This is a genomic window from Psychroserpens sp. BH13MA-6, assembly GCF_052983595.1.
On record NZ_JBRJGE010000007.1, the window covers coordinates 85405 to 112401 of the forward strand.

The following is a 26997-nucleotide window of genomic DNA, read 5'->3' on the forward strand; positions in this document are numbered from 1 at the left end:
ATGTCAAATTACTTTAACACATTATCATTAAGACAACAATTAGATCAATTAGGAAAATGCCGCTTTATGAAAGCCTCAGAGTTTGAAGACGGTGTGAATGCCTTAAAAGGAAAGAAGATTGTTATTATAGGTTGTGGCGCTCAAGGTCTGAACCAAGGATTGAATATGAGAGATTCGGGATTGGATATTGCTTATGCTTTGAGACAGCAAGCTATCGATGAAAAAAGAGCATCTTTTAAAAATGCCACTGAAAATGACTTTCCTATAGGGACTTATGAAGAACTCATTCCAAATGCCGATTTAGTCTTGAATTTGACACCAGATAAGCAACATAGTAATGTGGTAAAAGCAGTGATGCCACTGATGAAAAAAGGTGCCACCCTCAGTTATTCTCATGGTTTTAACATCGTGGAGGAAGGAATGAAAATTCGTGAAGATATCACGGTGATAATGGTAGCACCTAAGTGTCCAGGTACCGAAGTTCGTGAAGAATATAAACGTGGTTTTGGTGTGCCAACATTAATTGCTGTACATCCCGAAAATGATCCAGAAAACAAAGGTTGGGCGCAAGCAAAAGCGTATGCTGTGGCTACTGGTGGTGATAGAGCAGGTGTGCTTGAATCGTCTTTTGTGGCAGAAGTAAAATCTGATTTAATGGGAGAGCAAACTATTTTGTGTGGTTTGTTACAAACAGGTGCTATTCTATCTTTTGATAAAATGGTAGAAGAAGGAATCGATGCTGGTTATGCGGCTAAACTGATTCAATTTGGATGGGAAACGATAACAGAAGCCTTAAAGCATGGAGGGATTACCAATATGATGGATCGCTTATCTAATCCGGCCAAAATTAAAGCCTTCGAATTGGCAGAAACATTGAAAGGGATTATGCGACCACTATTTGAAAAGCACATGGATGATATTATCTCAGGACATTTTTCAAAAACCATGATGGAAGATTGGGCAAACGATGATCATAACTTGTTAAAATGGCGCGCAGAAACAGGTGAAACTGCTTTTGAGAAAACAGCGTTAACCACTAGTCATATCGGTGAGCAAGCCTATTTTGATCATGGGCTTCTTTTAGTAGCATTTGTGAAATCGGGTGTAGAATTGGCGTTTGAAACGATGGTGAGCGCAGGGATCATTGAAGATTCCGCTTACTACGAATCCCTACATGAATTACCTTTAATCGCAAACACCATCGCGAGAAAAAAACTGTTTGAAATGAATCGTGTTATTTCTGATACCGCTGAATATGGTTGCTATTTATTTGATCATGCTTGCAAGCCATTACTAAAGGAATTTATGACGTCAGTTGATACCTCCTTAATTGGAAGCACTTATGCACAATCAAATGCCGTAGACAATGTAGAACTCATTCGTGTGAATGAGGCTATTAGAAATCATCCAATCGAGATTGTAGGTAAAAGATTGCGAGCATCTATGAGTGCGATGAAAGTCATCAAAACAGAAGATGTAAAAACGCCGCAATCGGTGTTGGCTTAATGGAGACTCAAACAACATACAAACCCTCTTTAGATGCTGTTGAAGCAGCTGCAGAAAAATTAAAAGGCATTGCATCTGTGACGCCATTAATTAAGAATGCGCGCTATTCGAAGCAATTCAATGCTAATATTTACTTTAAGCGGGAAGATCTTCAAGAGGTTCGATCTTATAAAATTAGAGGTGCCTATAACAAAATTTCATCATTAGATACGACACAGATAGAAAATGAAATTGTCTGTGCGAGTGCAGGTAACCACGCGCAAGGCGTCGCACTTTCTTGTAAACTGTTGAAAATAAAAGGGACTATTTTTATGCCTGCACCAACGCCAAATCAAAAGATAGAACAGGTAAAAATGTTTGGTGAGGCTTATGTAGATGTTGTATTGGTAGGTGACACTTTTGATGACGCGTACCATTCGGCTATGGAAGTCTGTGAATGCTTAAACAAAACATTTATTCACCCTTTTAATGATGAGAAAGTTATTGAAGGTCAGGCGACTGTTGGTTTAGAAATTATAGATCAAGCCAAGGCACATCCAATTCATTATGTATTTATACCTGTTGGAGGTGGTGGGCTTTCAGCTGGTTTGTCAACGGTATTTAAAGCCTTGTCACCTCAAACTAAAATTATAGGAGTGGAACCAAAAGGGGCACCCTCCATGTTGACCTCTATAAAGAACAATCGAAACACGACATTAAATCATATTGAAAACTTTGTAGATGGTGCTGCGGTCAAACGCGTAGGCGATTTGAATTTCGCTATTTGTAAGGATACATTGCATGATGTTAAAGTCGTGGATGAAGGAAAAATTTGTCAAACCATTTTAGATTTATATAATAAGGATGCCATCGTAGTGGAGCCTGCAGGTGCATTGAGCATTGCTGTTCTTGATCAGTATGGAGACGATTTGAGTGGGAAAAACGTGGTATGCGTGGTTAGTGGGAGTAACAATGATATTACAAGAACTGCCGAAATCAAGGAACGTGCTTTGTTATATGCTAACCTGAAGCATTACTTTATTATAAAATTTCCACAGCGAGCAGGTGCCTTGCGAGAATTTGTTGCTGAAATTTTAGGTCCGAATGATGACATTACCCATTTTGAATATACCAAAAAAACCAATCGCGAAAATGGCGCAGCCGTTGTAGGCTTGGAATTACAATCTGCCGAGGATTTGCAGCCTTTAATTACTAAAATGAAACTGCATAACTTTTATGGTGATTACCTCAATGACAAACCGGATTTATTTCAGTTTCTCGTTTAAAGACCAAGAAAGTCATGATAACAAAAAGCACCTGTTTCCAGATGCTTTTCTATTCAATGCCACTATGATTAATAGACTTACCCTTAAAGTTAAATAATAGTAGATTGACCTAAATGTATGTTTGCGAAATTCATATTGGTGTCTTTGGGGTTATTGATAAAATCTTCAATAAAATCACCCACTTTCGTCGTTGTGATATGATTGTATTTGGTATTTAAATCAGGTGTTGTAATATTCAATTTCAACGAGCGATCAACACCTTCCCTAATAAGATCAGCTTCTTCGAAGAGTTCAAAATGTTCCAAAAGCATGGCTGCTGATAATATGGAAGCTATGGGATTGGCAATGCCTAAGTTCTTCGCTTGCGGATAAGACCCATGAATGGGTTCAAACATGGCATGCTTGTCGCCCACAGAAGCCGAAGCTAAAAGACCTATTGACCCTCCAATCACACTAGCCTCATCACTAATGATATCACCAAACATGTTTTCGGTTAAGATCACATCAAATTGTTTCGGATTTAAAATCATTTGCATGGCTGCATTATCAACAAAGAGGAAATCCAAGGTGACATCCTGATAATTTTGAGCGACTTCTTTGACGACTTTTCGCCATAAACGCGAACTCTCTAATACATTGGCTTTATCTACTAAAGTCACTTTTTGTTTACGCGTTTGTGCCGCTTTAAATGCCAAATGGGTGATGCGTTCAATTTCAAAACGTGAATACTCACATAAATCTGAAGCCGTATCACCATCATCGCTCAATTGCTTTTCTCCAAAGTAAATCCCACCAGTTAATTCTCGGTAAATACTTATGTCAGTGCCCTTAATGATATCACGTTTCAAAGGTGATTTGCTTAGCAAGGTATCGTATGCTTTTACAGGTCGAATATTAGCATATAGCTCTAAGGCCTTACGCAATTTTAACAATCCCTGTTCAGGACGTACTTTTGCCGACGGGTTATTGTCATATTTAGGATCGCCAATAGCACCAAAAAGTATGGCATCCGAATGTTTACAGAGTTCTAAAGTATCATCTGGTAGCGGTGTACCAGTTTGATCAATAGCAATAGCGCCAACGGGAGCTTCCTTGAATAAAAACGTGTGATCAAACTCGTGTGCAATGGCTTTCAAAACCTTTACAGATTGTTTGGTCACTTCTGGTCCAATACCATCACCTGGTAAAACAGCAATTTGTAATTTCATTAATTAGTATGTTGGTTGTCCTTAATTTAAGGGTTCATTTTATTATTAATTTGGGCGTTCCCAAGGTCGGGCTTTCGGCAGTCGCTCTTTTCAAGGAGCTCCAACAAAGCCTCAATCCCTAACGCGACTCATTGCTTGTTCATAGGCCACAATACGATCGGTTTTACTGAGTAAATAATCAATATCATCGTAGCCATTCATCATACAAGTTTTCTTATATGGGTCTATGTCAAAATTTTCAACATGAGCGTTACCCTCAATTCCTATGGTTTGTGCCTCGAGATTTACAGTTATTTTGGTGTCAGGTTGCTCCGTGATGGTCTGCATCAATTCAGCTAAATAAGCTTCAGAAACTTGAACAGGTAGCAAGCCATTGTTTAAGGCGTTCCCTTTAAAAATATCTGCAAAAAAACTCGATACTATAACTTTAAATCCATAATCGGTTAGAGTCCATGCTGCATGCTCACGACTCGAGCCACACCCGAAATTATCACCTGCGACTAGAATTTGTCCTTGGTAAGAGGCATCATTCAACACAAAGTCAGCATTCAAACGACCATCTTTGTCATATCGCCAATCCCTAAAGGCATTGTCACCAAAGCCTTTTCGGTCTGTGGCTTTTAAAAAACGTGCAGGTATGATTTGATCGGTATCGACATTTTCAATAGCTAATGGAATAGCTTGCGATGTTAAGCTTGTAAACTTTTCCATATTAATTTAATTGTTTTGTAATATCCACGATTCTACCTTCAACGGCTGTAGCTGCTGCCATTAATGGGCTTGCTAAAATAGTTCTTGAACCTTGACCTTGTCGTCCTTCAAAGTTGCGATTACTCGTCGAAACACAATATTCTCCCTGCGGAATTTTATCATCATTCATTGCCAAACAAGCACTGCAACCAGGTTGACGAAGCTCAAAACCAGCATCGTCAAAAATAGTTTTTAAGCCTTCTTTGATAATTTGGGCTTCCACTTGTTTACTACCTGGAACTAGCCAAGCAGTGACATGATCTGCTTTTTGTTTCCCTTTGATGTAATCTGCTGCCACTCTAAAATCTTCAATTCTTGAGTTGGTGCAACTGCCAATAAACACAAAATTGATAGGTTTCCCAATAAGTGATTCTCCTTTTTCAAAATTCATGTATTTCAATGATTTCTCAAAGGAAGCATCGCTAGTCTCAGGAATATAATCGGAAATTTTAATTCCCATTCCAGGATTTGTACCGTAGGTCACCATAGGTTCTATGTCTTCAGCGTCAAAATAATACTCCTTGTCAAATTGTGCATCTGTATCTGTGGCTAATGTTTTCCAATACGCCACTTTCTGGTCAAAATCAGCACCTTTTGGCGCAAAGGCTCTTCCTTCAACATAGTCGAAAGTCGTTTGGTCTGGAGCAATCATGCCGCCTCGCGCACCCATTTCGATACTCATATTACAAACCGTCATACGACCTTCCATAGACATGTTTTTAAAAACATCACCAGCATATTCGCAGAAATAACCCGTACCAGCATTGGTGCCAAGTTTAGAGATAATATAAAGAATGACGTCCTTAGGCAAAACACCATGCTTTAATTTGCCATTCACCGTTACTCGTAAACTTTTTGGTTTTGTCAACAACAAGCATTGGCTTGCAAATACTTGAGCCACTTGAGAGGTCCCAATACCAAAGGCAATAGACCCAAAAGCTCCATGGGTAGATGTGTGACTGTCGCCACAAACGATGGTCATGCCTGGTTGCGTAATTCCTAGTTCAGGAGCCATGACATGGACAATACCATTGTATTTGTGACCTAATTCATAAAGTGTGATATTATTTTTTTTACAGTTTGAGGAGAGTTGCTCTAATTGTTTTCGAGATAAAGCATCCTTAACTGGTAAATGTTGGTTCGTGGTTGGTGTATTGTGATCTGCCGTTGCCACAATTTGATCTGGTCGGAAAATAGGAATATGTCTATCTTCCAATTCTTTAAATGCTTGCGGACTTGTAACTTCATGTATTAGATGTTTATCAATATACAATATTTGTGGTCCATTCTGAATCGAATCTACCACATGTGCATCCCAAACTTTGTCGAATAATGTCTGTCCCATTTATGCGCTAATTATTTCTCTATATACTTGGCTCGTTTCAATGATTTGATGAATATCATTATCATTGATTTCCTTTTTTCGGTCGGCAAACGTCAAAAAGTTAGCGTAAACATCATCTAACTGTAATTTCGTTAATTCATAGCCTACATTTTTGGCTCTATAAGCTAATGCTGCACGTCCACTTCTTGCGGTTAATACGATAGCGCTTTCAGTAACACCAACGTCTTTAGGGTCGATAATTTCATAAGTTTCACGATGCTTAATAACACCGTCTTGGTGAATCCCAGAACTATGCGCAAACGCATTGGCGCCAACAATAGCCTTATTGGGTTGCGTGTAAATACCCATACTGTCACTAACTAATTGACTAATGCCATAGAGGTGTTGCGTATTGATACTGGTATCTAACTTGAGATAAGGATGTTGTTTTAAAATCATCACAACTTCCTCTAAAGCTGTGTTGCCAGCACGTTCTCCAATACCGTTGATAGTGCATTCAATCTGACGTGCACCATTAATGACACCTTCGATGGAATTTGCTGTGGCCAGACCAAGGTCGTTATGGCAATGACAAGATAAGATGGCTTTGTCAATACCTCTAACGTGTTCCATGAGATATTTCATTTTTTCACCGTACTCACTAGGCAGACAATAGCCTGTAGTGTCAGGGATGTTTAGAACTGTGGCACCTGCTTGAATAGCTGCCTCGCAGATACGAGCTAAAAATTCATTATCGGTTCGTCCTGCATCTTCCGCATAAAACTCCACATCTTCAACAAAAGACTTAGCATAAGCAACGGCGTCGTATGCGCGTTTTAAAATAGTGTCCTGATCTGAATTAAATTTGAATTTGATATGTGATTCAGAAGTGCCAATCCCTGTATGTATTCTCGGTTTTTTTGCATATTTAAGGGCTTCAGCAGCCACTTTGATATCGTTTTCTACAGCACGTGTCAATCCACATACGGTGGCATTCTTTATGAGTTTGGATATTTCTTCTACCGATTTAAAATCACCTGGACTTGAAACTGGAAATCCAGCTTCAATGACATTAACGCCTAAAGCATCCAGCTGCTCTGCAATGATTAATTTCTGATTGGTATTTAATTTACAGCCTGGGACTTGCTCGCCATCTCGGAGCGTTGTGTCAAAAATTTGTACGTTGTTATCAGACATTTATTGAACATTTATTTTTCAGTTGTCTTACGAATTTATACTTTGGTTATACATTAACGTTTCTGTTTAAACTAACTTTACGATGTTCAACGAATTAAATTAGATTTAAATAACTGAAAATCAATAATATAAATCGTATTCTATTAGATGACTAAGGATCAAAAAGATAACTTATTTCTATTGGTAAAATCGCTCACCAAATCAGAAAAGCGACAATTCAAATTGTATGTTGGACGATTAGAGGTTAATCAGGATTCAAAATTTTTGAATTTATTCAATATTTTGGACAAAGCCTCCTCATATGATGAGTCGGCAATTCTAAAAACTGGAACGGTTAAGAAACAGCAGTTAGCGAATGTTAAAGCCCATCTGTATAAGCAGATTTTAATTAGTTTGAAGCTCAATCCTTCGCATCAAAATATCAGATCTCAAATTAGAGAACAATTAGATTTTGCCTCCATTTTATATCATAAAGGCTTGTATAAGCAAAGTCTTAAAATTTTGGATAAATCCAAGGAGGTGGCGATTCAAAATGAGGAGAAAAATTTGGCCTACGAAATTGTGGAACTTGAAAAAATAATTGAGTCACAATACATTACAAGAAGTATCAGTACACGCGCTGATGAATTGACCATACAAGCGAAAGAACTCAGTTTTCAGAATGTGATAGCGAGTAAACTGTCTAATTTATCTTTGCAACTTTATAGCATTATTTTAAAGACAGGTTATGTTAAAAATGAAGCTGAAAGCCAAGAGGTAACGCAATATTTTGAAAATAGGTTGCCAAAATTTCATATTAAGGATCTCGGCTTCAGAGAAAAATTATGGTTATACAACGCCTATTTATGGTATAGCTTTTTAATGCAGGATTTCAAAAATTGTTATAAATATGCTTTGAAATGGGTTGATTTGTTCTATGAACATCCAGAAATGATTCAGCTTAATCCTGTGTTTTTCCTCAAGGGGAATAACTACCTGCTTGAGGCGCTTTTTTTTATAGGCAATAAAGATAAATTTCAGGAACAACTACTGAAATTTCAGCATATAACCACTGAAAAGAAGTTTCCTAAAGATGAAAATGTACAAGCGCTTACGTTTTTATATTTAAATCTTAATTCAATCAACCTTTATTTCATTGATGGTAGCTTCCAGGATGGATTAAAAATTATTCCTAAAATTGAAAAAGAACTGAAAAGGTTCAAGGATCGGCTAGATGTGCACCATACGATGATTTTTTACTACAAGTTTGCTAGTCTTCATTTTGGAGCTGGAAATAATAAAGAATGTATCTTCTACTTAGATAAAATTATCAGTAATAAATCGTTATTGATGCGCGAGGATTTACAGTGCTTCGCGCGCGTTTTAAATTTGGTAGCGCATTATGAAGCTGGTTTGGATTATCACATTGAAGCCTTGTTAAGAAGTACTTATAAGTTCCTTTTAAAAATTAATGACCTTTACGAGGTGCAAAAGGAAATGATAAAATTCATTAGAGGGTTACAAGATATTTATCCGCAAGATATCAAGAAGGCCTTTGAGCAACTCTATAACATATTAAAGCCCTATGAAGATCACCCATATGAACGTCGCGCTTTTCTGTATTTAGATATTATTTCTTGGTTAGAGAGTAAAATTCAAAATAAACCAGTGGGTGAGGTTATTCGTCAAAAATATCTGGCAAAAAACAACCAAGTGTAAGCTTTTTATATCCCTATGATCCTCACGCTATTTTGAATGGAGCATCTAAAGATTACGAAATAATCAGTTTCTTGTATATCAAATAGAAATCTTATAAATATTTCTAAAAAATGCGATATAAATTTGGAATTGTAATTTTTCTATTGCAATATTTGTGTTCACAAAGTTCAATAACTTACTGAAATGTTATCAAGAAAGGCGGAGGGAATAGACCCGATGAAGCCTTAGCAACCCATTGAATTAATCAATGAAGGTGCTAAATTCTACTGAGTTTTTCGATTCATTTATCGATAAGCTGGATAGATAACCCAAACGTAATTACTCATCTGTAGTTATGTATTTCTTTTTAACATTTTTCTATTAAGTATGCTTCCTTTGAAGCTTATTTGGCTTTTGTTTTAATTTATTTATTAACTCAAAAACTTAGAAAAATGAGTACACAAAAATTTGCAACACAAGCGTTGCACGCTGGACATGATGTTAGTCAAAATGCAGGAACGAGAGCCGTTCCAATTTATCAATCCACATCCTATGTATTTGATAATGCTGATGACGCTGCAGGGCGATTTAACTTATCAGTTCCAGGTTTTATCTACACGCGATTGAATAACCCAACGAACGATGTTTTGGAGCAGAGATTGGCTGCTTTAGAAGGTGGTATTGCAGCCGTTGTAACAGCTTCTGGAACCTCGGCCATTTCAACTACCTTACTCACTTTATTGAAGGCTGGCGATCACATTGTTGCCTCGAATAGTCTTTATGGTGGGACTTATAATTTGCTCAGTGTAACGCTACCAAGACATGGTATTACAACAAGCTTTGTAGATCCATCTGATCCTGAAAATTTTCAAAAGGCAGCTCAAGAAAATACACGCGTGTTTTTTGTTGAATCTTTAGGTAATCCGAAATTAGATGTATTGGATATCGAAGCGATATCAAAAGAAGCTAAAGCTTATAAAGTGCCACTAATTGTGGACAATACGGTGGCTACACCGTATTTGTTGAATCCAATTGCATATGGTGCCAATATTGTCATTCACTCGTTAACCAAGTATATCAATGGAAACGGTACGTCCTTAGGAGGTGTTATTATAGATGCTGGAACTTTTGATTGGGGAAATGGCAAATTTCCGGAGTTTACCGAACCGTCTCCTGGTTATCATGGCTTGGTTTATAATGAAGCTATAGGAGCAGCCGCTTTTATTGCAAAGGTCAGGATTGAAGGTCTGCGCGATTATGGTGGTGCTTTGAGTCCGTTTAATGCATTTCAAATTATTCAAGGTTTAGAAACGCTGGAGCTGCGCATTAAAAAACATAGTCAAAATGCACTTGAGTTGGCCAAATGGTTGCAAGAGCAACCTGAAGTGAATTGGGTAAATTATCCTGGTTTAGAGTCTAGTAAATACAGGCATTTAGCCAAAAAATATTTGCCTAATGGACAAAGTGGTATCGTCACATTCGGTGTTGATGGTGGCTATGAATCTGCCAAAAAAATAGTGGATACGACTAAAATATTCTCCTTGTTAGCTAATATCGGTGATACGAAATCATTAATTATTCATCCAGCTAGTACAACGCATCAGCAACTGAGTGATGAGTCACAATTAGCGACAGGAGTATCAAAGGATCTCATTCGTCTTTCGGTTGGTATTGAGGATATTAATGACTTAAAAGCTGATTTAAGAGAAGCTTTCGACATTGTAAAAAAGACAGTTTTAATTTAAATCTTAAATAGTGTTCAATGTAAGTGCTGTAGACTGATTCGTTTATAGCACTTATTTAAAACCTTCAAACAATGTCTAAATTACAATACATATGCATATCAGATTTTAAATTGCCTTCTGGAAAATCGCAAGATATTTACTTGTCTTATCAACTATTTGGTCAGCCATTATTTCAAGCACCCATTGTACTAGTAAATCATGCATTGACGGGCAATTCTAATGTTTGTGGAAAAGATGGATGGTGGTCAGATATTATTGGTGAGGACAAATGCATCGATACCAAAAATTATACAATTTTGGCTTTCAATATTCCCGGAAATGGTTATGATCAATTGCAAGATCATTTGATAGATAATTACAAAGCGTTTAACGCTCGTGTTGTGGCTCAATTATTTGGAGAGGGTTTACGACAATTGAAAATTACTAGCTTGTTTGCCGTGATTGGTGGTTCTGTTGGTGGAGGCATTGCCTGGGAGTTAGCAGCCTTACATCCGAACTTCATTGAGCATGTTATTCCCATCGCAAGTGATTGGAAGTCTACAGATTGGTTAATTGCGAATTGCTATATTCAAGATGCTATTTTGAATCATTCAAAAGCACCTCTGTCGGATGCGCGAATGCATGCTATGACCTTATATAGAACTCCCGAATCCTTTACGAGTAAGTTTCAACGAAGTGAAAAGGCAGCCGCTATTTTTAACGTTGAAAGTTGGTTAAATTTTCACGGACAAAGCCTGCATGAGCGTTTTCATTTAGCAGCTTACAAACTCATGAATCACATTCTAAAAACAATCGATATCACAAGAGACCGAGGAAATTTTATGGAGGTAGTAGCGCCAATCACCTCAGATATTCACATTATAACTATCAATTCTGATTTGTTTTTTAAGCCTGAAGAAAATTGGAAAACCTATGTAGAACTCAAGCAAAAAAAAGCGAATGTCACCATTTCTGAGATTAAGTCCATACATGGGCATGACGCATTTTTAATAGAATGTAATCAGCTCATAAAATTTTTAAAACCTATTTTTAAAAATGATGTTGGTCTTGATCCGAAAGTTCGATTGGATAGAAATTCAGTGTTAAATAATTAAACAATATATTTAGCAGGCAGTGCTTAAATGGAATAGTCATGAATATTAAATATAACGTTAGACTTAAGGATGACATCGAACAATTCACCAAACGGATCTATTATTATTTGTTTGATGAAAAAAGTGGAGACCTTGAATTTCTCAGAGAAAAATTTTTGGTAATGGCAACCACACTGTCAATTCCCGATGGCCTTCAATTTTGGAAAAAGTTTGAATTGTCTATACCAGAAATACGATTGCAATTGCATCTTGATGCTAAAGCCTTTGAAGATAATGATCCAGCCAATAAATGCCACGAGGAGATTTATTTGGCCTATCCTGGATTTTATGCAATTGCCATCCATAGATTAAGTCATAAGTTACTAAATATAGGCGTTCGTATTATCCCTAGGATGATGAGTGAGTATGTGCATGGAATTACAGGTATTGACATTCATCCAGGTGCGACCATCGGTGCCTCATTTTTTTTGGATCACGGCACCGGAATTGTGATTGGAGAGACGACCATTATTAATAACGAGGTCAAAATTTATCAAGGTGTTACCTTAGGCGGTGTTCATGTTAAAAAGAACTTAGCTAATATAAAAAGACACCCTACCATTGAGGATAATGTGGTCATTTATGCGAACGCAACAGTATTGGGTGGTGATGTGGTTATTGGCGCAAATAGTATCATAGGAGCGAATGTGTGTGTGACCAATTCGGTGCCACCGAATTCCGTTTTAACCTATAAAAAAGAATATAATATAAGAACCAAACAAAATGAGTAAAGTAGAAAGTATCATTGAATTAATTGGAAACACCCCTTTAATTAAATCGACAAGGATTAATTCTCATAAAAATGTGGATTTATATTTTAAAATGGAAGGTCATAATCCAGGGGCAAGTGTCAAAGATAGAGCCGCTTACAATATGATTTCCCAAGCACTTCGGCGAGGAGATATTCAAGCGGGAGATACCTTGGTAGAAGCCACGAGCGGGAATACGGGAATCGCTCTAGCATTTATTGCTAATTTGCTCGGTTTGCACATGATTTTGATAATGCCAGAGAACTCGACCGAAGAACGAATTAAAACAATGAAGGCCTACGGAGCAGAAGTCATTTTGACATCTGCGGAAATTGGAATTGAAGGATCTCGAGATCTAGCGTTTCAATTGAGAGATGAAAAGGGGTATACCTTATTAAATCAATTTGAGAATGAAGATAATTGGAAAGCCCATTACAAAACAACAGGTCCTGAAATATGGAACGATACCAATGGCGAAATTACCCATTTTGTCTCGGCAATGGGAACTACAGGAACTGTAATGGGAACCTCTACATATCTAAAGGAACAAAACAAGGCAATAACCATAGTAGGCGCTCAACCTACAGATGGCTCTAGAATTCCAGGAATTAGAAAGTGGTCACCTGCTTATGTTCCTAAAATATTTGATCGCTCAAAAGTAGACCAAGTGATTGAAGTCAGTGAGGCTGAAGCTAAAGATATGGCAAAGCGATTGGCAAATGAAGAAGGCGTGTTTGCAGGAATGAGTAGTGGTGGTGCTGTCGCTACGGCTTTAAAAGTAATTAATGAATTAGAATCGGGAACTGTAGTTGTCATCATATGTGACAGAGGGGACCGATATTTATCTTCAAATTTATATAATGCTTAAATGAAGAACATACAAGAAGAATTACAAAAACGAATTTTAGTGCTTGATGGTGCCATGGGCACGATGTTGCAACGCTACAATTTTTCAGAAGAAGATTTCAGAGGAAGTCGCTTTAAAAATTATCCCTCATCATTGAAGGGAAATAACGATTTGCTCTCCATCACCCAACCAGAGGCTATTGCCGATGTACATCGACAATATTTCAATGCAGGCGCAGATATTGTTGAAACGAATACATTTTCGGGAACAACCATCGCGATGGCAGATTATGATATGGAAGATTTGGTTTATGAGCTCAATTTTGAGTCAGCTAAAATTGCCAAGCAGGTGGCGGATGAATTTACTAAAGTGAATCCCGATCAACCAAGATTTGTTGCTGGTAGTATTGGCCCAACCAATAAAACAGCAAGTATGTCGCCAGATGTGAACCGACCAGAATTTCGAGCCATTACCTTTGAGGAGTTACGAGTCGCCTATATGCAGCAGGTAGAAGCTTTAATAGATGGTGGTGTAGATGTGCTCTTGGTAGAAACTATATTTGACACACTCAATGCGAAAGCAGCTTTATTTGCCATAGAAGAGGTGAAAGAAGCACGTCAAATCGATATACCAATCATGGTATCAGGAACCATTACGGATGCTTCTGGCCGAACCTTATCTGGGCAAACCGTTGAAGCCTTTTTGACGTCCATTTCACATATCCCTTTACTCAGTGTTGGTTTTAATTGTGCTTTGGGAGCAGAACAACTCAAACCTTATTTACAACGATTGTCTCAGCAAACAGAATTTCTCACGTCGGCACATCCTAATGCAGGACTACCAAATGCTTTTGGTGAATACGATCAATCTCCGAAACAAATGCAACAGCTTATTGAGGATTACCTCAAAGATGGATTGATTAATATCATTGGTGGTTGCTGTGGCACCAATCCTGATCATATAAAAGCCATAGCCGATATTGCAAAAAACTATCAACCAAGATTAATACCTCAGATTGCCAAATGATAGTTAGTGATTCTAAAAAATATTTAACGCTCTCGGGACTAGAACCCTTAGTCGTTACACCAGAAAGTAATTTTATTAATGTTGGTGAGCGCACCAATGTCACGGGTTCACGTAAATTCCTTCGCTTAATTAAAGAAGAAAAATTTGATGAAGCTTTGGATGTCGCCAGAGATCAAGTAGAAGGAGGAGCTCAAATTTTAGATGTGAATATGGATGAAGGAATGCTCGATGGTAAGTATGCCATGGTCAAGTTTCTAAATCTCATTGCTTCTGAACCAGATATCGCTCGAATCCCAATCATGATTGATAGTTCTAAATGGGAAATTATTGAAGCCGGGCTTCAGGTGGTTCAAGGGAAATCGGTTGTTAATTCGATCAGTCTAAAAGAGGGAGAAAACGAATTTAAACGACAAGCAAAATTGGTGAAGCGCTATGGAGCTGCCGTTATTGTGATGGCCTTTGATGAGGTTGGGCAAGCCGATACTTATCAAAGACGTATCGATATTTGTAAACGCTCATATGATCTTTTAGTCAATGAGGTGCAATTTCCACCACAGGACATCATTTTTGATCCTAATATTTTTCCGGTAGCAACAGGAATGGATGAACACCGTTTAAACGCTTTGGATTTTTTTAGAGCGACCAAATGGATTCGAGAAAATTTGCCCTTTGCTAATGTATCTGGAGGTGTTAGTAACGTGTCCTTTTCATTTCGTGGCAATACTGTTGTTCGTGAGGCGATTAACTCTGCATTTTTATATCATGCCATCAAAAATGGGATGAATTTAGGGATTGTAAATCCAACGCTTTTAGAGGTATATGATGAAATTCCGAAGGACTTATTGCAACATGTGGAAGATGTGCTATTTGATAGACATGATGATGCGACGGAGCGATTACTGGATTTTGCCGATAGTTTTAAAGGACAGAAAAAAATAGATGAAACTAAAGTTTCAGAATGGCGAAATACGACGCTTCAAGAACGCATCACTCATAGTTTAGTCAAAGGGATTGAAACCTTCATTATAGAGGATGTTGAAGAGGCACGTTTAGAATCTGAAAAGCCCATAGATGTGATCGAAGGACATTTGATGATTGGAATGAATGTCGTAGGAGATCTTTTTGGAAGTGGAAAAATGTTTTTGCCACAAGTGGTGAAGTCGGCACGTGTTATGAAGAAAGCAGTTGCTTATCTTCAACCATTTATCGAGGCTGAAAAAGAAGGTAAACAAGAGTTTGCTGGTAAGATCTTAATGGCAACTGTTAAAGGAGATGTACATGATATTGGTAAAAATATCGTGAGTGTTGTTTTAGGTTGTAATAATTATGAGATCGTAGATTTGGGTGTCATGGTACCACCAGAAAAAATCATTGAAGTGGCGAAGTCTGAAGCGGTCGATATTATTGGATTAAGTGGCTTAATTACGCCATCATTAGATGAAATGGTGTATGTGTCCAAAGCCATGCAAAAAGAAGCGCTGGATATCCCTCTAATGATTGGAGGAGCAACCACCTCTAAGGCACATACCTCTGTAAAAATAGCGCCAAATTATGAGCATACGGTTGTGCATATAAACGATGCTTCACGAGCGGTGACCGTTGTGGGTAATCTTCTTCAGAAGAATAATCAGGTATATAAGGAGCAAATAAGAGAGGAATATGATAAGTTTCGTGAACAGTTTCTGAAACGAGGCAAGCGTAAAGATTATATATCTATTGAAAATGCGCGACAAAATAAATTACAATTATCATGGGACACAACTGAGATCACACGACCCAAAACCCTTGGAATTCAGGTGATCAATGACTTCGATATTACCCAACTAGAGGCTTATATCGATTGGAGTCCTTTTTTCAGAAGTTGGGATTTACATGGTAAATTTCCTGAAATCCTCAAGGATGATGTGGTAGGGCAGCAAGCTCAAGAATTATTCAATGATGCCCAACAGCTTCTAAAAAGAGTATTCGATGAAAAACTTTTGAAAGCGAAAGCAATCTTTGGATTGTTTCATGCGCATACGGTCAACGACGATGATATACAATTATATGCGGAAGATGGTAGTGCATTGGCTACTTTGTTAACTCTGCGGCAACAATTGAAAAAGCGTGACGGTATTCCCAACATGGCTTTGGCCGATTTTATTGCGCCAAAGGATTCAGGTATCGAAGATTATTTAGGGCTCTTTTGTGTCACTACTGGATTTGGAACAGAGGATTTGGCTAAAAAATTTGAGGCAGATCATGATGATTATAACGCCATCATGATTAAGGCACTTGCCGATCGATTAGCAGAAGCCTTTGCTGAGTATTTACACAAAGAAGTTAGGAAAACGCATTGGGGTTATGCGCAAAGCGAAACATTAACAAACGACGAATTGATTCAGGAACAGTACAAAGGAATTCGTCCTGCACCAGGTTATCCTGCCTGTCCAGATCACTTGGAAAAGACCACCATCTGGAAAACCTTGAAAGTGGAAGAACGAATAGGTGTGACATTAACGGAAAGTTTAGCCATGTGGCCTTCAGCCAGTGTAAGTGGTTATTATTTTGGACATCCTGAAGCTAAGTATTTCGGACTTGGGAAAATCACAGAAGACCAATTGAAAGATTACGCCAAACGTCGCGCTATTTCAGAAGATGAAGCAAGAAAATGGCTCAATCCAAACTTAGCCGAAACTTAACAATTTAATAGACATTAACTAATGGTTTGAAAATCTCAAAGCAATACTCTTGTACTGAATTTTAAACCTCATAAGATGAAGAAATATAAACTAGAAATCAGATTTGTTTTGCAACTCATTTTGCTAACAGTTATCTCATTGTGGATAGCATCTCTGATAGCAACCAACTAATATGAAAGTAATAGAACACATAAAAAACGCACAGGGTAATACACAGTTTTCTTTTGAAATCTTACCACCATTAAAAGGGCAGCACATCCAATCTATTTTTGATAATATTGACCCGTTAATGGAGTTTAAACCACCGTTTATAGACGTCACTTATCACAGAGAAGAGTACACCTATAAAGACGTTGGCAATGGTTTGTTAAAAAAGCAAATTGTTAAGAAACGTCCAGGAACTGTGGGTATTTGTGCAGCTATACAAAACAAATATGGCGTTGATGCCATTCCTCATATTCTTTGTGGTGGATTCACAAAAGAAGACACAGAGAATTTCCTAATTGATCTCGACTTTCTAGGAATCGATAATGTGATGGCACTGCGCGGCGATGCCGTAAAAACAGAAACCTATTTTCGTCCCGAAAAGGAAGGGCATCATTATGCCAGTGAATTAGTGAGTCAAATTTCAGATTTAAATAATGGCGTGTATTTGGATGAAGAACTTCAGAATACATCACCTACCAATTTCTGTATTGGTGTAGGTGCATATCCCGAAAAGCATATGGAAGCACCAAGTTTAGATAGTGATATCCACTTCTTGAAGAAGAAAATAAAAAAAGGTGCTGATTATATTGTAACACAGATGTTTTTTGACAACGATAAATATTTCAAGTTTGTTGAAAAGTGCCGAAATGAAGGTATTACGGTTCCTATCATTCCCGGACTTAAACCTATTTCTACAAAGAAGCAATTGAATTTGATTCCACATCGTTTTCACGTTGATTTACCTGAGGAACTCATTATTGAAGTTGTAAAATGTAAGGATAATAGCCAAGTTCGTGAAGTTGGTATCGAATGGTGTGTGGAACAATCAAAAGCCCTTCAAAAATCAGGGATTCCAGTGCTGCATTACTATTCTATGGGAAAAAGTAGTAATATAAAGTCGGTTGCTGAACAAGTGTTCTAATTATTCTGTTATTTTTGCTTCATAATTAAATTGAATGAAGCGCTTTATAATAACCTACATCTGCTGTTTTGTATGTGCCTTAAGCTATGCTCAAGATCAGGATCCTAATCTTTTTAGCTTGGATGCTCATTTTTACTATGGGACCATTCTAGAGCATAATCCTGCCATATCACATTTAATCACTGACCATCCTACAGGGTTGATTTTGAGTTATAGCAAGAAAACTTTTGGTTATAAGGCCTGGGAAAGTCGCTACAATTATCCAGATTGGGGATTTTCATTCATTTATCAAAATTTAAAAAACGATTTTTTAGGTGAGAATTATGGCTTGTATGCCCATTATGATTTCTATTTTTTAAAGCGTCATTTGAACTTTAGAATCGCCCAAGGAATTGCCTATGCGTCTCATCCATATGACAAAGTTGAGAACTTTAGAAATAACGCTTATGGGTCGGATTTGTTGAGCTCTACCTATGTCATGCTCAACTATAAAAAGGAACAGGTTTTTAAGGGGTTTGGACTGCAAGCAGGTATCTCCATTATTCATTATTCGAATGCTAATTTTAGAGCTCCTAATAACTCAACCAATACCTTCGTTTTTAATGTAGGAACAAATTATGTGTTTAATTATGATAAAACGTCAGAGTATCTACCTTCCGTAGAAGAGAAAAAATTTAAAGAACCCATCAAATATAATTTGGTGTTTAGAGGCGGTCTCAACGAGAGCGATATTGTAGGCATTGGACAATATCCTTTTTATATTATTTCAGCATATGCCGATAAACGCTTGAACCGAAAAAGTGCGATTCAAATAGGAGCAGATGTCTTTTTTTCAAAGTTTTTAGAGGAATTGATTTACTTTTATTCTGTGGCATTTCCAGAACTCAATGTGACAGGAAACGAAGATTGGAAGCGTGTAGGTCTTTTTGTTGGTCATGAGTTGTTCATTAATAAAATGTCGTTTATTACACAACTTGGTTATTATGTGTACTACCCTTATGATTTTGAGGGACGGGTTTATAACAGGATTGGACTTAAGCGTTATTTTGGAGATCGCTTTTTTGGAGCGATTACGTTAAAATCACATGCTGCAAAAGCAGAAGCTGTAGAATTTGGAATAGGGGTGAGATTATGAGAAAAGTTAGTTACATCATTGGTCTATTGGTATTGTTGTCCTGCAACGGTGAAAACATACCCGATTGTTTTCAAAATGCTGGTGATATCATCGAGAAGGAATTTGAAGTTGATACTTTCACCGAAATCACCGTTTTTGAACGTATAGAGTTAATCGTTTCGGATGCTCCTACACAAAGTGTTAAGGTGCAAACAGGAGAGTATTTGATGAATGATATTGACGTTAAAGTAGAAGACGGCCGATTAAAGTTATATAATAATAACGCTTGTAATATAACTCGTGATTATGGTGTTACAAAAGTCTTTGTAAGTGCTCCAAATCTTACACAAATTAGAAATAGTTCGGGTTTAACAGTCAGCAGTGAAGGGGTTTTGAGTTATAACGCTCTACAGTTGCTTTCAGAAGATTTTGAAGACACAGAAGGCTATCATACCGACGGAAATTTTAATCTCGAAGTGGATTGCAATACCATGAATATTGGCGTTAATAATTTGTCAAGTGTCTTTTTATCAGGACAGGTAGATACTATCTTTATTGGATTTTATGCTGGCGATGCAAGATTTGAAGGGCGTTTTCTGGAGGCACAAGATGTCACCATATTTCAACGCAGTAGCAATGATTTGATAATCAATGCGCAACAATCGCTCACTGGCGAAATAAGAAGTACAGGTGATGTTATTGCTGTGAATACACCTCCACTGGTTGATGTAGAAGCATTTTATACAGGAGCCCTTATTTTTGAGGAATAGCCTCTGTTGTCAAATCTCTGAATAAACTTTCCAAACTGGCATTTTTCTGATTTAATTGAAGGATTTTTAACTGATTGTCATGCGCGAAATCAAACACATGTGAACGCATATCTTCCGATGTAGTAAAGGTGATTTCATAAACAAAATCATGCGTGTTTTTCACACGATTAACTTTTGGTAGTTTGAGAAGAAACGCATCTTCAACCCGATAATCAAATTCTACGATAACCGTTTGTTCTTTTTCGTCTCGTAACTCTTTGAGTTTCTTGTCTGCAACAACTTTTCCTTTGTTGATGATAATCACACGGTCACAAATAGCTTCAACCTCCTGCATGATGTGAGTGGAGAGAAATACGGTCTTGTCCTTACCGATATTTTTAATGAGATGTCTAATATCAATTAGTTGGTTAGGATCAAGACCTGTTGTAGGTTCGTCTAAAATTAAAACCGACGGATCGTGTAACAATGCGTTCGCCAGTCCAACACGTTGTCGATACCCTTTTGATAATTGTCCTATTTTCTTGTGGGATTCTGGTGTTAAACCTGTTAAGGAAATAACCTCTTCTATTCGAGATGAATGGATACTATAAACACCAGCGTTAAACTTTAAATATTCCTTAACGTACATGTCTAAATAAAGCGGGTTGTGCTCTGGTAAATATCCAACGCTCTTTTGAACAGCCATTTTTTCGCTTTGTACATTAAACCCATTAACTTTTGCTTCGCCCTCAGTAGCCTCAATATATGTAGTAAGTATTTTCATCAATGTTGATTTTCCGGCACCATTTGGACCCAAAAAACCAACAATTTCACCTTTATTTACAGAGAAGGTAATATCATCCAAAGCCTTTTGTTCACCATAGCATTTGGTGATATGAGTAACTTCAATAGACATATAGCAATAAATTTATTCAAAAATAGTAATTATAAGTAAGGTGTTTGTTTAAATTGTGAAATCTTTAAAACTGAAATAGATTCCCTAAAAATGTGGTTCAACAATTTTGATTTCTTAAAATAATAATTACATTAGCAACATAATTATACGATGAACACATTTAATTTCACATATTACAACTGGTTTTATTTCTTTTTTTCAGAGAAATGAGAGGCGTTATATGTGTAATTTATAAACAATAAATTTAATATAGGTCTCGATGAAAATCGGGACTTTTTTTATGATTAAATCGGTAGCTATACAGGGTATTAAAGGGTCCTTTCATCATATTGTGTCTGAGCAATTTTTTGATGAGACGATTTCAGTCAACGAGTGTTTGACTTTTGATGCTGTGGCAGATAGTATTTTAAATAACCAAAGTGATGCCGCTATTATGGCTATCGAAAATTCTATTGCAGGCTCCATTATTCCAAACTATGCACTTATCGATACACACGGATTGCATATCATAGGAGAACATTATTTAGATATCCAACACCATTTGATGGCCTTGCCAAATCAATCCATTTTAGAGATTGAAGAGGTGTACTCACATCCTATGGCTTTATTACAATGCAAGACATTTTTTAAGCAATACCCGCATATCAAATTGATTGAAGATAAGGATACTGCTGAAGTAGCGAGACGCATTCAAGAAGGTCAAATAAGTAAAGTGGCTGCAATTGCTTCTACGCTTGCAGCAAAATTGTTTGGACTCGAGATTTTAGCAGAGAGTATTCAAACAATCAAGCACAATGAGACGCGTTTTTTTGTGGTTAAGACGAAAAATTCAGAAATTCCAGAGGCGGAAATCAATAAGGCTTCAGTGAAATTTGAATTAGACCATAAAAGAGGAAGTTTGGCGACTATTTTGAATGTTTTAAGTGATTGTAAACTAAATTTAACCAAGATACAATCACTCCCTAAAATGGATACACCATGGAAGTATGCTTTTTTTGTGGATGTCACTTTCGAGGATTATAAGGATTATAAAAAAGCCAAATCCATCATGGAAATCATGGCGCAAGATTTTAAGGTGTTAGGGGAATATAAAAATGCGAAATTATGATACAGATAGCTGATCGTTTGAAGCAAGTAGAAGAATATTACTTTTCAAAGAAATTGAGAGAGGTCAATAGGCTTATTTCCCAGGGAAAACCTATTATTAATTTAGGGATTGGGAGTCCGGATTTAAATCCGCCCGAACGCGTATTGAACGCGTTGGTTGAGACGTTCAATGAAGATGCGGCACATAAATATCAAAGTTATCAAGGAACGCCAGAGCTCAGAGAAGCCATGGTTCGATTTTATAAAGACCGATTTAATGTTCCTTTAAGTCCATTAACCGAAGTGCTCCCATTAATGGGTAGTAAAGAAGGGATTCTGCATATTTCGATGGCTTTTTTAAATGAAGGTGATGAGGTTTTGATTCCCAATCCAGGCTATCCTACTTATAAATCCGTGACAAATTTGGTGGGAGCTAAACCTATATTTTATGACCTCACAGAGGAGAGTCATTGGTTCCCAGATTTACTGGCTTTAGAAAAAAGAGGGGTTGAAAACGTTAAATTAATGTGGGTAAACTATCCGCACATGCCAACAGGAACGATTGCAACCAACAAGCTTTTTGAAGATTTGATCACGTTCGCTAAGCGAAATGATATCCTCATTGTTAATGATAATCCTTACAGTTTTATTTTGAATAAATACCCTAGAAGTATTTTGAAATACAAAGGTGCTTCAGAGGTCTGTCTAGAATTAAATTCATTGAGTAAAACGTTCAATATGGCAGGTTGGCGCGTCGGGATGTTGATGGGTCATGGTGATTATATAAAGGCGGTGTTGCGCGTGAAAAGTAATATGGATTCTGGTATGTTCTTGGGCATTCAAAAAGGCGCTGTTGAAGCTTTAAACTGTTCTGATATGTGGTATATGAGCCTCAATAGTGTTTATGAGCAACGTCGTGAAGTCGTATGGAAAATTGCAGAAGCTTTAAACTGTACATTCAATAAAAATGCATCTGGACTCTTTGTTTGGGCAAAACTGCCCGAATATTTAGATGCCGAAGAATACATAGATTTAATTTTAAAAGAGAAATCGATATTTATCACTCCAGGAACCATTTTTGGATCCAATGGTCAGAGATATATAAGGATTTCACTTTGTGCACCTTTGGAAGAATTAGAGGAGGCTCTAGCAAGACTGAAATAAAAATTATGGATAAAATTTACATCATAGGTGTTGGGTTGATAGGTGGTAGTATGGCTATGGATATACAATTATTAAATCCTCAAGTGAAGGTTTATGGGATTGATACGAATGATGCTCATTTAGATCAGGCGATTGATTTAAACGTGATTCAAGAAAAAGCGACGTATGAGGATCTCATTCATGCCGATTTAGTCATTCTTTCTATTCCTGTAGATATGGCTGTAAAAGTGTTACCCAAGATACTGGATGTTATTTCTGATACGACCTTAGTGGTGGATGTTGGGTCTACAAAATTACCAGTTTGTCAATCAGTGGAATCACACCCAAGACGTCGCAATTTTTTGGCAACGCATCCTATTGCAGGCACCGAGTTTTCTGGACCTAAGGCAGCTATGACTGGCTTATTTCAGAAAAAAACAAACATCATTTGTGAAGTTGAGAAAACGACCTTTAAGTTACAAGAGAAAGCACTGAAGTTGTTTTCAGATATGGGAATGCGTATTCGCTATATGAATCCTGAAGCACATGATAAGCATATTGCTTATGTGTCACATTTGTCACATATCTCTTCCTTTATGTTAGGAAAGACCGTCATTGAAAAAGAAAAAAATGAGCGTGATATTTTTGATATGGCGGGAAGTGGATTCGAAAGTACCGTGCGTTTAGCTAAAAGCTCACCAGATATGTGGACACCTATTTTTAAACAAAATAGAGCCAATGTTATTGAAACTCTAGAGGAATACATAAATAACCTCAAAGGATTTAAGGCATTGATGGAAGCCGATGATTTTGATGAGATTTACAACGAAATGAAAAATACAAATCATATAAAAGATATATTGAACGGAATTGCTTAAAAGAGAATTATGGAGAATACAAAAGAAATGAGAAAATGGTTGGATGATCTAGGATTAAATCACCCACTGGTTATCGCTGGTCCTTGCAGTGCAGAAACGGAAGAACAAGTCCTTAAAATTGCCCATGAGCTAAAAGATACGGATGTCAATTATTATCGAGCAGGTATTTGGAAGCCGAGAACACGTCCTGGAAATTTTGAGGGTGTTGGAGCCTTAGGACTTAAATGGTTACAAAAGGTCAAAGCAGAAACAGGATTGAAAACTGCGACCGAAGTTGCCAATAGAAATCATGTGGAATTGGCACTAGAACACGATATTGATTTGTTATGGATTGGTGCACGCTCAACGGTGAGTCCATTTATTGTTCAAGAAATTGCTGATGCCCTAAAGGGAACCGATAAAATCGTCTTGGTTAAAAATCCAGTGAATCCAGATTTACCATTATGGCTAGGAGCTATTGAACGATTGGCTTCTTCAGATATTAAGAATCTTGGAGTTATTCATAGAGGATTTTCAACCTATGAAAAATCTAAATACCGCAACAATCCGGAATGGCAAATCGCCATTGAGCTTCAAACAAAATTCCCGGATTTACCTTTAATAAATGACCCATCTCATATTACAGGAAAACGCAACATGATTTTTGATGTATCACAAACAGCCTTGGATTTGAACTTTGATGGTTTGATGATAGAAACACATTTTGATCCCGACAATGCGTGGAGTGATGCCGCTCAACAAGTAACTCCAAAGAGTCTTGTGCAAATAATGGAAGATCTTAGAATTCGTAAAGAAACAGATCCTGAGGCCGAGTACAATAACACCTTGAATAATTTGAGAGCACAGATTGATGTGGTTGATAATCAAATTATTGAGTTGTTGGGTAAACGTATGAAGGTGGCTGATGGTATTGGTGAATTGAAAAAACAAAAGAACGTCGCCGTTCTTCAGAGTAAAAGATGGAATGAAATACTTGGGAAAATGGTGCTTGAAGGTGAAGATAAAGGCCTGAGTGAAGAATTTATCTTACGCTTATTTAAAGCGATTCACCAAGAATCCATAAATCATCAAGAAAAAATTATCAACGGATAAATAAAGTCTCACCATTTGGTGAGACTTTTTGCTCTTAGTGGTTCGTACACAAAGCCATAAAAGTTTGTAAAACCAAATAATAGTCTATTTTTGCTCCTGAAAGAAAATACTTTCGCTAACAACAACAAGATTTACTTATGATTAAAAAAATGCTGTGTCTATTCATGACCCTTGGTCTCTCATGTCTAGTAAATGCACAAACTATTGGACCTATTTCTATTACTCACGGACAAGAAATTGATGCTGACAAGGAAAAGATAGTTAGAATTGCTGGAGAGGCACATGGTAAGATTTACACTTTAGCAACTACCAAAAACAACTTCTACATTAAAGTGTTTAATGCTGACGACATGTCTTTGATCTCAACTAATGAGATTGAAATGGGAGATTTTAAGGATAAAGAACCAGAGTTTGAGGAAATCGCTGTTCTCGATGGACGCATATTTATCTTGGGTAGTGTCTATGATAAAAAAGAAAAGGTAGCGAATTTATTGGCTGCTGAAATAGCTGAAGACGGAACCCTAACAAAAAACACAAAGAAATTATTTTCGACAAAAGTTACTAAAAACCGTGAGCGTGGTGCCTTTTACATTAAGGAATCTCCAAATGCTGATCGACTACTAATCCTTCATGCTGCTCTTTTTGAGAAAGAAGAAGTGATTCAGTATGAAATGAAGCTGATCAATAATAATTTAGATATCATGGCACAGCATTTAGAAAAAGTGCCCTTTAATGATCGTAGAGACTTAGAGTTTGATATAGCAGATTTTGACGTTAATTTTAATGATGATGTGTTCATCGTGATCAATGAAAGTTATCGAGATAAAAAAACGAAAACGAATAACGAAAAATTTCAAGTACATGCATTTAAGGCTGCTAATGGTTATGAAAAAGAAATCATTGACATTGCTTTTACAGACAAAGAAATTATTAATTGCGAGATGTTAGCTGGCGATGATGATATGGTAAGATTGGTTGGTTTTTATTCGAGTGTTAGAGAAAATGGTAAGGCAAATAAAGAACTTAAGGGTGTTTATGCAGCTGTTGTAGATGTCAATGCTAAAAGTGTCACTCAATTGAAATTCAATGAATTTGACTACGATACGAAAGTTAAGCTCATCGGTGAACGAAGAGCTAAAAAAGGTAAAGACGTAAAGCCGTTGTATGTGACCCATAGTTTAGTGCAGAAGAGTGATGGTGGATTAATACTTCTATCAGAATACCAACAAATTATTGTTGGTCGTAGCTCAGGAATAGGGCCGTTATCTTTTACGCCTGTCACACATATCAATAATGAAATTATTGTAACATCTGTAAATCCAGATGGTACTGTTGGATGGTCTAATGTCATTCCTAAAAAACAAAAGGCGGCATACACTACTATGTCGGTTGGTTTTGCGGCATTTGCAGGCAATTCTAACTTTACGGTAAGTGCAAGTTTTAGTATTCCTGTCGCTGTGCTTGGAAAAGGACCTGAGTATTTAAGCGCCATGCCGATCTACGAAAATGATAAGTTGACTGTGATATTTAATGACAATACTAAAAACTATGGTGTGACGGATATCGAGGACATCAAATGGTTAGGTAATTACAATAAGGCGGTTCCAGCGGCTGTGATGTTTGATAACAACGGAGTAATGACGCGTGTAGACCAAGAAGATGTAGAAAAATCTCAATTGGTTTTAAGACCACGTGTATTTTTTAGAAAATCGGCCAGTGAATATATTATTTATTCTTCCAGAAAGTCTGAGGATAAGTTAGGCGTCATGTCTGTGAACTAAT

22 protein-coding genes and 1 riboswitch are annotated in these 26997 nt (G+C 37.1%); of the genes, 17 read left to right on the plus strand and 5 right to left on the minus strand.

The annotated features are described in order from the left end of the window. Positions 1-1506, plus strand: coding sequence for a ketol-acid reductoisomerase (gene ilvC, locus ACU8DI_RS13540; protein ID WP_447113322.1), 1506 nt, complete (start codon positions 1-3; stop codon positions 1504-1506). Then, complete coding sequence (ilvA, locus tag ACU8DI_RS13545) at positions 1506-2771, plus strand: threonine ammonia-lyase (protein WP_447113323.1); 1266 nt, start codon at positions 1506-1508, stop codon at positions 2769-2771. Before ilvC ends, ilvA begins: the two co-directional genes overlap by 1 nt. Before the next feature lie 89 nt (positions 2772-2860). On the opposite strand, the gene leuB is transcribed toward ilvA, so the two are convergent. The 4 genes from leuB to ACU8DI_RS13565 all read right to left on the minus strand — a co-directional run bounded on the left by leuB (position 2861) and on the right by ACU8DI_RS13565 (position 7250). After that, positions 2861-3979 (minus strand): 3-isopropylmalate dehydrogenase, encoded by a 1119-nt coding sequence (leuB, locus tag ACU8DI_RS13550; RefSeq protein WP_447113324.1) that lies wholly within the window; start codon positions 3977-3979, stop codon positions 2861-2863. Between the two features lie 111 nt (positions 3980-4090). Then, positions 4091-4690: a 3-isopropylmalate dehydratase small subunit gene (leuD, locus tag ACU8DI_RS13555; RefSeq protein ID WP_447113325.1), complete on the minus strand. Its 600-nt coding sequence runs from the start codon at positions 4688-4690 to the stop codon at positions 4091-4093. A 1-nt stretch (position 4691) separates the two neighbouring features. Then, positions 4692-6074, minus strand: coding sequence for a 3-isopropylmalate dehydratase large subunit (gene leuC, locus ACU8DI_RS13560; protein WP_447113326.1), 1383 nt, complete (start codon positions 6072-6074; stop codon positions 4692-4694). Continuing rightward, entirely contained in the window at positions 6075-7250 is a 1176-nt protein-coding gene (locus tag ACU8DI_RS13565) for a 2-isopropylmalate synthase (protein WP_447113327.1), read from the minus strand. A gap of 147 nt (positions 7251-7397) precedes the next feature. Here ACU8DI_RS13565 and ACU8DI_RS13570 point away from each other — a divergent pair, with 147 nt between their 5' ends. The 10 genes from ACU8DI_RS13570 (at position 7398) to ACU8DI_RS13615 (ending at position 20121) form a co-directional block, all read left to right on the plus strand. Further along, a complete protein-coding gene (locus ACU8DI_RS13570; RefSeq protein ID WP_447113328.1) occupies positions 7398-8948 on the plus strand; it encodes a hypothetical protein in 1551 nt (516 codons plus the stop codon). 183 nt (positions 8949-9131) lie between these two features. Further along, positions 9132-9258, plus strand: a riboswitch (SAM riboswitch). 121 nt (positions 9259-9379) lie between these two features. Further along, on the plus strand, positions 9380-10672 hold the full coding sequence (locus tag ACU8DI_RS13575; protein ID WP_447113329.1) for an O-acetylhomoserine aminocarboxypropyltransferase/cysteine synthase family protein: 1293 nt from the start codon (positions 9380-9382) through the stop codon (positions 10670-10672). Positions 10673-10743: 71 nt separating this feature from the next. Continuing rightward, the gene (locus ACU8DI_RS13580) at positions 10744-11766 is read left to right on the plus strand and encodes an alpha/beta fold hydrolase (protein ID WP_447113330.1); all 1023 of its coding nucleotides are present in this window, start codon (positions 10744-10746) and stop codon (positions 11764-11766) included. A gap of 38 nt (positions 11767-11804) precedes the next feature. Beyond that, positions 11805-12536 carry a serine O-acetyltransferase EpsC gene (gene epsC, locus ACU8DI_RS13585; protein WP_447113331.1) on the plus strand — a complete coding sequence of 244 codons (732 nt, stop codon included), beginning with the start codon at positions 11805-11807 and terminating at the stop codon, positions 12534-12536. Beyond that, positions 12529-13422, plus strand: a complete 894-nt coding sequence (cysM, locus tag ACU8DI_RS13590) for a cysteine synthase CysM (protein ID WP_447113332.1) — start codon at positions 12529-12531, stop codon at positions 13420-13422. Before epsC ends, cysM begins: the two co-directional genes overlap by 8 nt. Then, the gene (locus ACU8DI_RS13595) at positions 13423-14427 is read left to right on the plus strand and encodes a homocysteine S-methyltransferase family protein (protein WP_447113333.1); all 1005 of its coding nucleotides are present in this window, start codon (positions 13423-13425) and stop codon (positions 14425-14427) included. Then, positions 14424-17108 carry a methionine synthase gene (gene metH / locus ACU8DI_RS13600; protein ID WP_447113334.1) on the plus strand — a complete coding sequence of 895 codons (2685 nt, stop codon included), beginning with the start codon at positions 14424-14426 and terminating at the stop codon, positions 17106-17108. Before ACU8DI_RS13595 ends, metH begins: the two co-directional genes overlap by 4 nt. A 172-nt stretch (positions 17109-17280) precedes the next feature. Beyond that, positions 17281-18237 (plus strand): methylenetetrahydrofolate reductase [NAD(P)H], encoded by a 957-nt coding sequence (gene metF / locus ACU8DI_RS13605; RefSeq protein ID WP_447113335.1) that lies wholly within the window; start codon positions 17281-17283, stop codon positions 18235-18237. A 34-nt stretch (positions 18238-18271) separates the two neighbouring features. After that, positions 18272-19372: an acyloxyacyl hydrolase gene (locus ACU8DI_RS13610; RefSeq protein ID WP_447113336.1), complete on the plus strand. Its 1101-nt coding sequence runs from the start codon at positions 18272-18274 to the stop codon at positions 19370-19372. Continuing rightward, entirely contained in the window at positions 19369-20121 is a 753-nt protein-coding gene (locus ACU8DI_RS13615) for a head GIN domain-containing protein (RefSeq protein ID WP_447113337.1), read from the plus strand. Before ACU8DI_RS13610 ends, ACU8DI_RS13615 begins: the two co-directional genes overlap by 4 nt. Here the strand turns inward: ACU8DI_RS13615 and gldA are convergent. Then, entirely contained in the window at positions 20105-21016 is a 912-nt protein-coding gene (gene gldA, locus ACU8DI_RS13620) for a gliding motility-associated ABC transporter ATP-binding subunit GldA (protein WP_447113338.1), read from the minus strand. The genes ACU8DI_RS13615 and gldA overlap by 17 nt on opposite strands. A 280-nt stretch (positions 21017-21296) precedes the next feature. On the opposite strand from gldA, the gene ACU8DI_RS13625 reads away from it, so the two are divergent. The 5 genes from ACU8DI_RS13625 to ACU8DI_RS13645 all read left to right on the plus strand — a co-directional run bounded on the left by ACU8DI_RS13625 (position 21297) and on the right by ACU8DI_RS13645 (position 26996). Further along, positions 21297-22124 (plus strand): prephenate dehydratase, encoded by an 828-nt coding sequence (locus ACU8DI_RS13625; protein ID WP_447113339.1) that lies wholly within the window; start codon positions 21297-21299, stop codon positions 22122-22124. Then, positions 22121-23266, plus strand: a complete 1146-nt coding sequence (locus ACU8DI_RS13630; protein ID WP_447113340.1) for a pyridoxal phosphate-dependent aminotransferase — start codon at positions 22121-22123, stop codon at positions 23264-23266. Before ACU8DI_RS13625 ends, ACU8DI_RS13630 begins: the two co-directional genes overlap by 4 nt. A 5-nt stretch (positions 23267-23271) precedes the next feature. After that, positions 23272-24123 (plus strand): prephenate dehydrogenase, encoded by an 852-nt coding sequence (locus ACU8DI_RS13635; RefSeq protein ID WP_447113341.1) that lies wholly within the window; start codon positions 23272-23274, stop codon positions 24121-24123. Between the two features lie 9 nt (positions 24124-24132). Further along, positions 24133-25215, plus strand: a complete 1083-nt coding sequence (locus tag ACU8DI_RS13640) for a chorismate mutase (RefSeq protein WP_447113342.1) — start codon at positions 24133-24135, stop codon at positions 25213-25215. 164 nt (positions 25216-25379) lie between these two features. Beyond that, entirely contained in the window at positions 25380-26996 is a 1617-nt protein-coding gene (locus tag ACU8DI_RS13645; protein ID WP_447113343.1) for a hypothetical protein, read from the plus strand. Position 26997 lies beyond the last annotated feature (1 nt).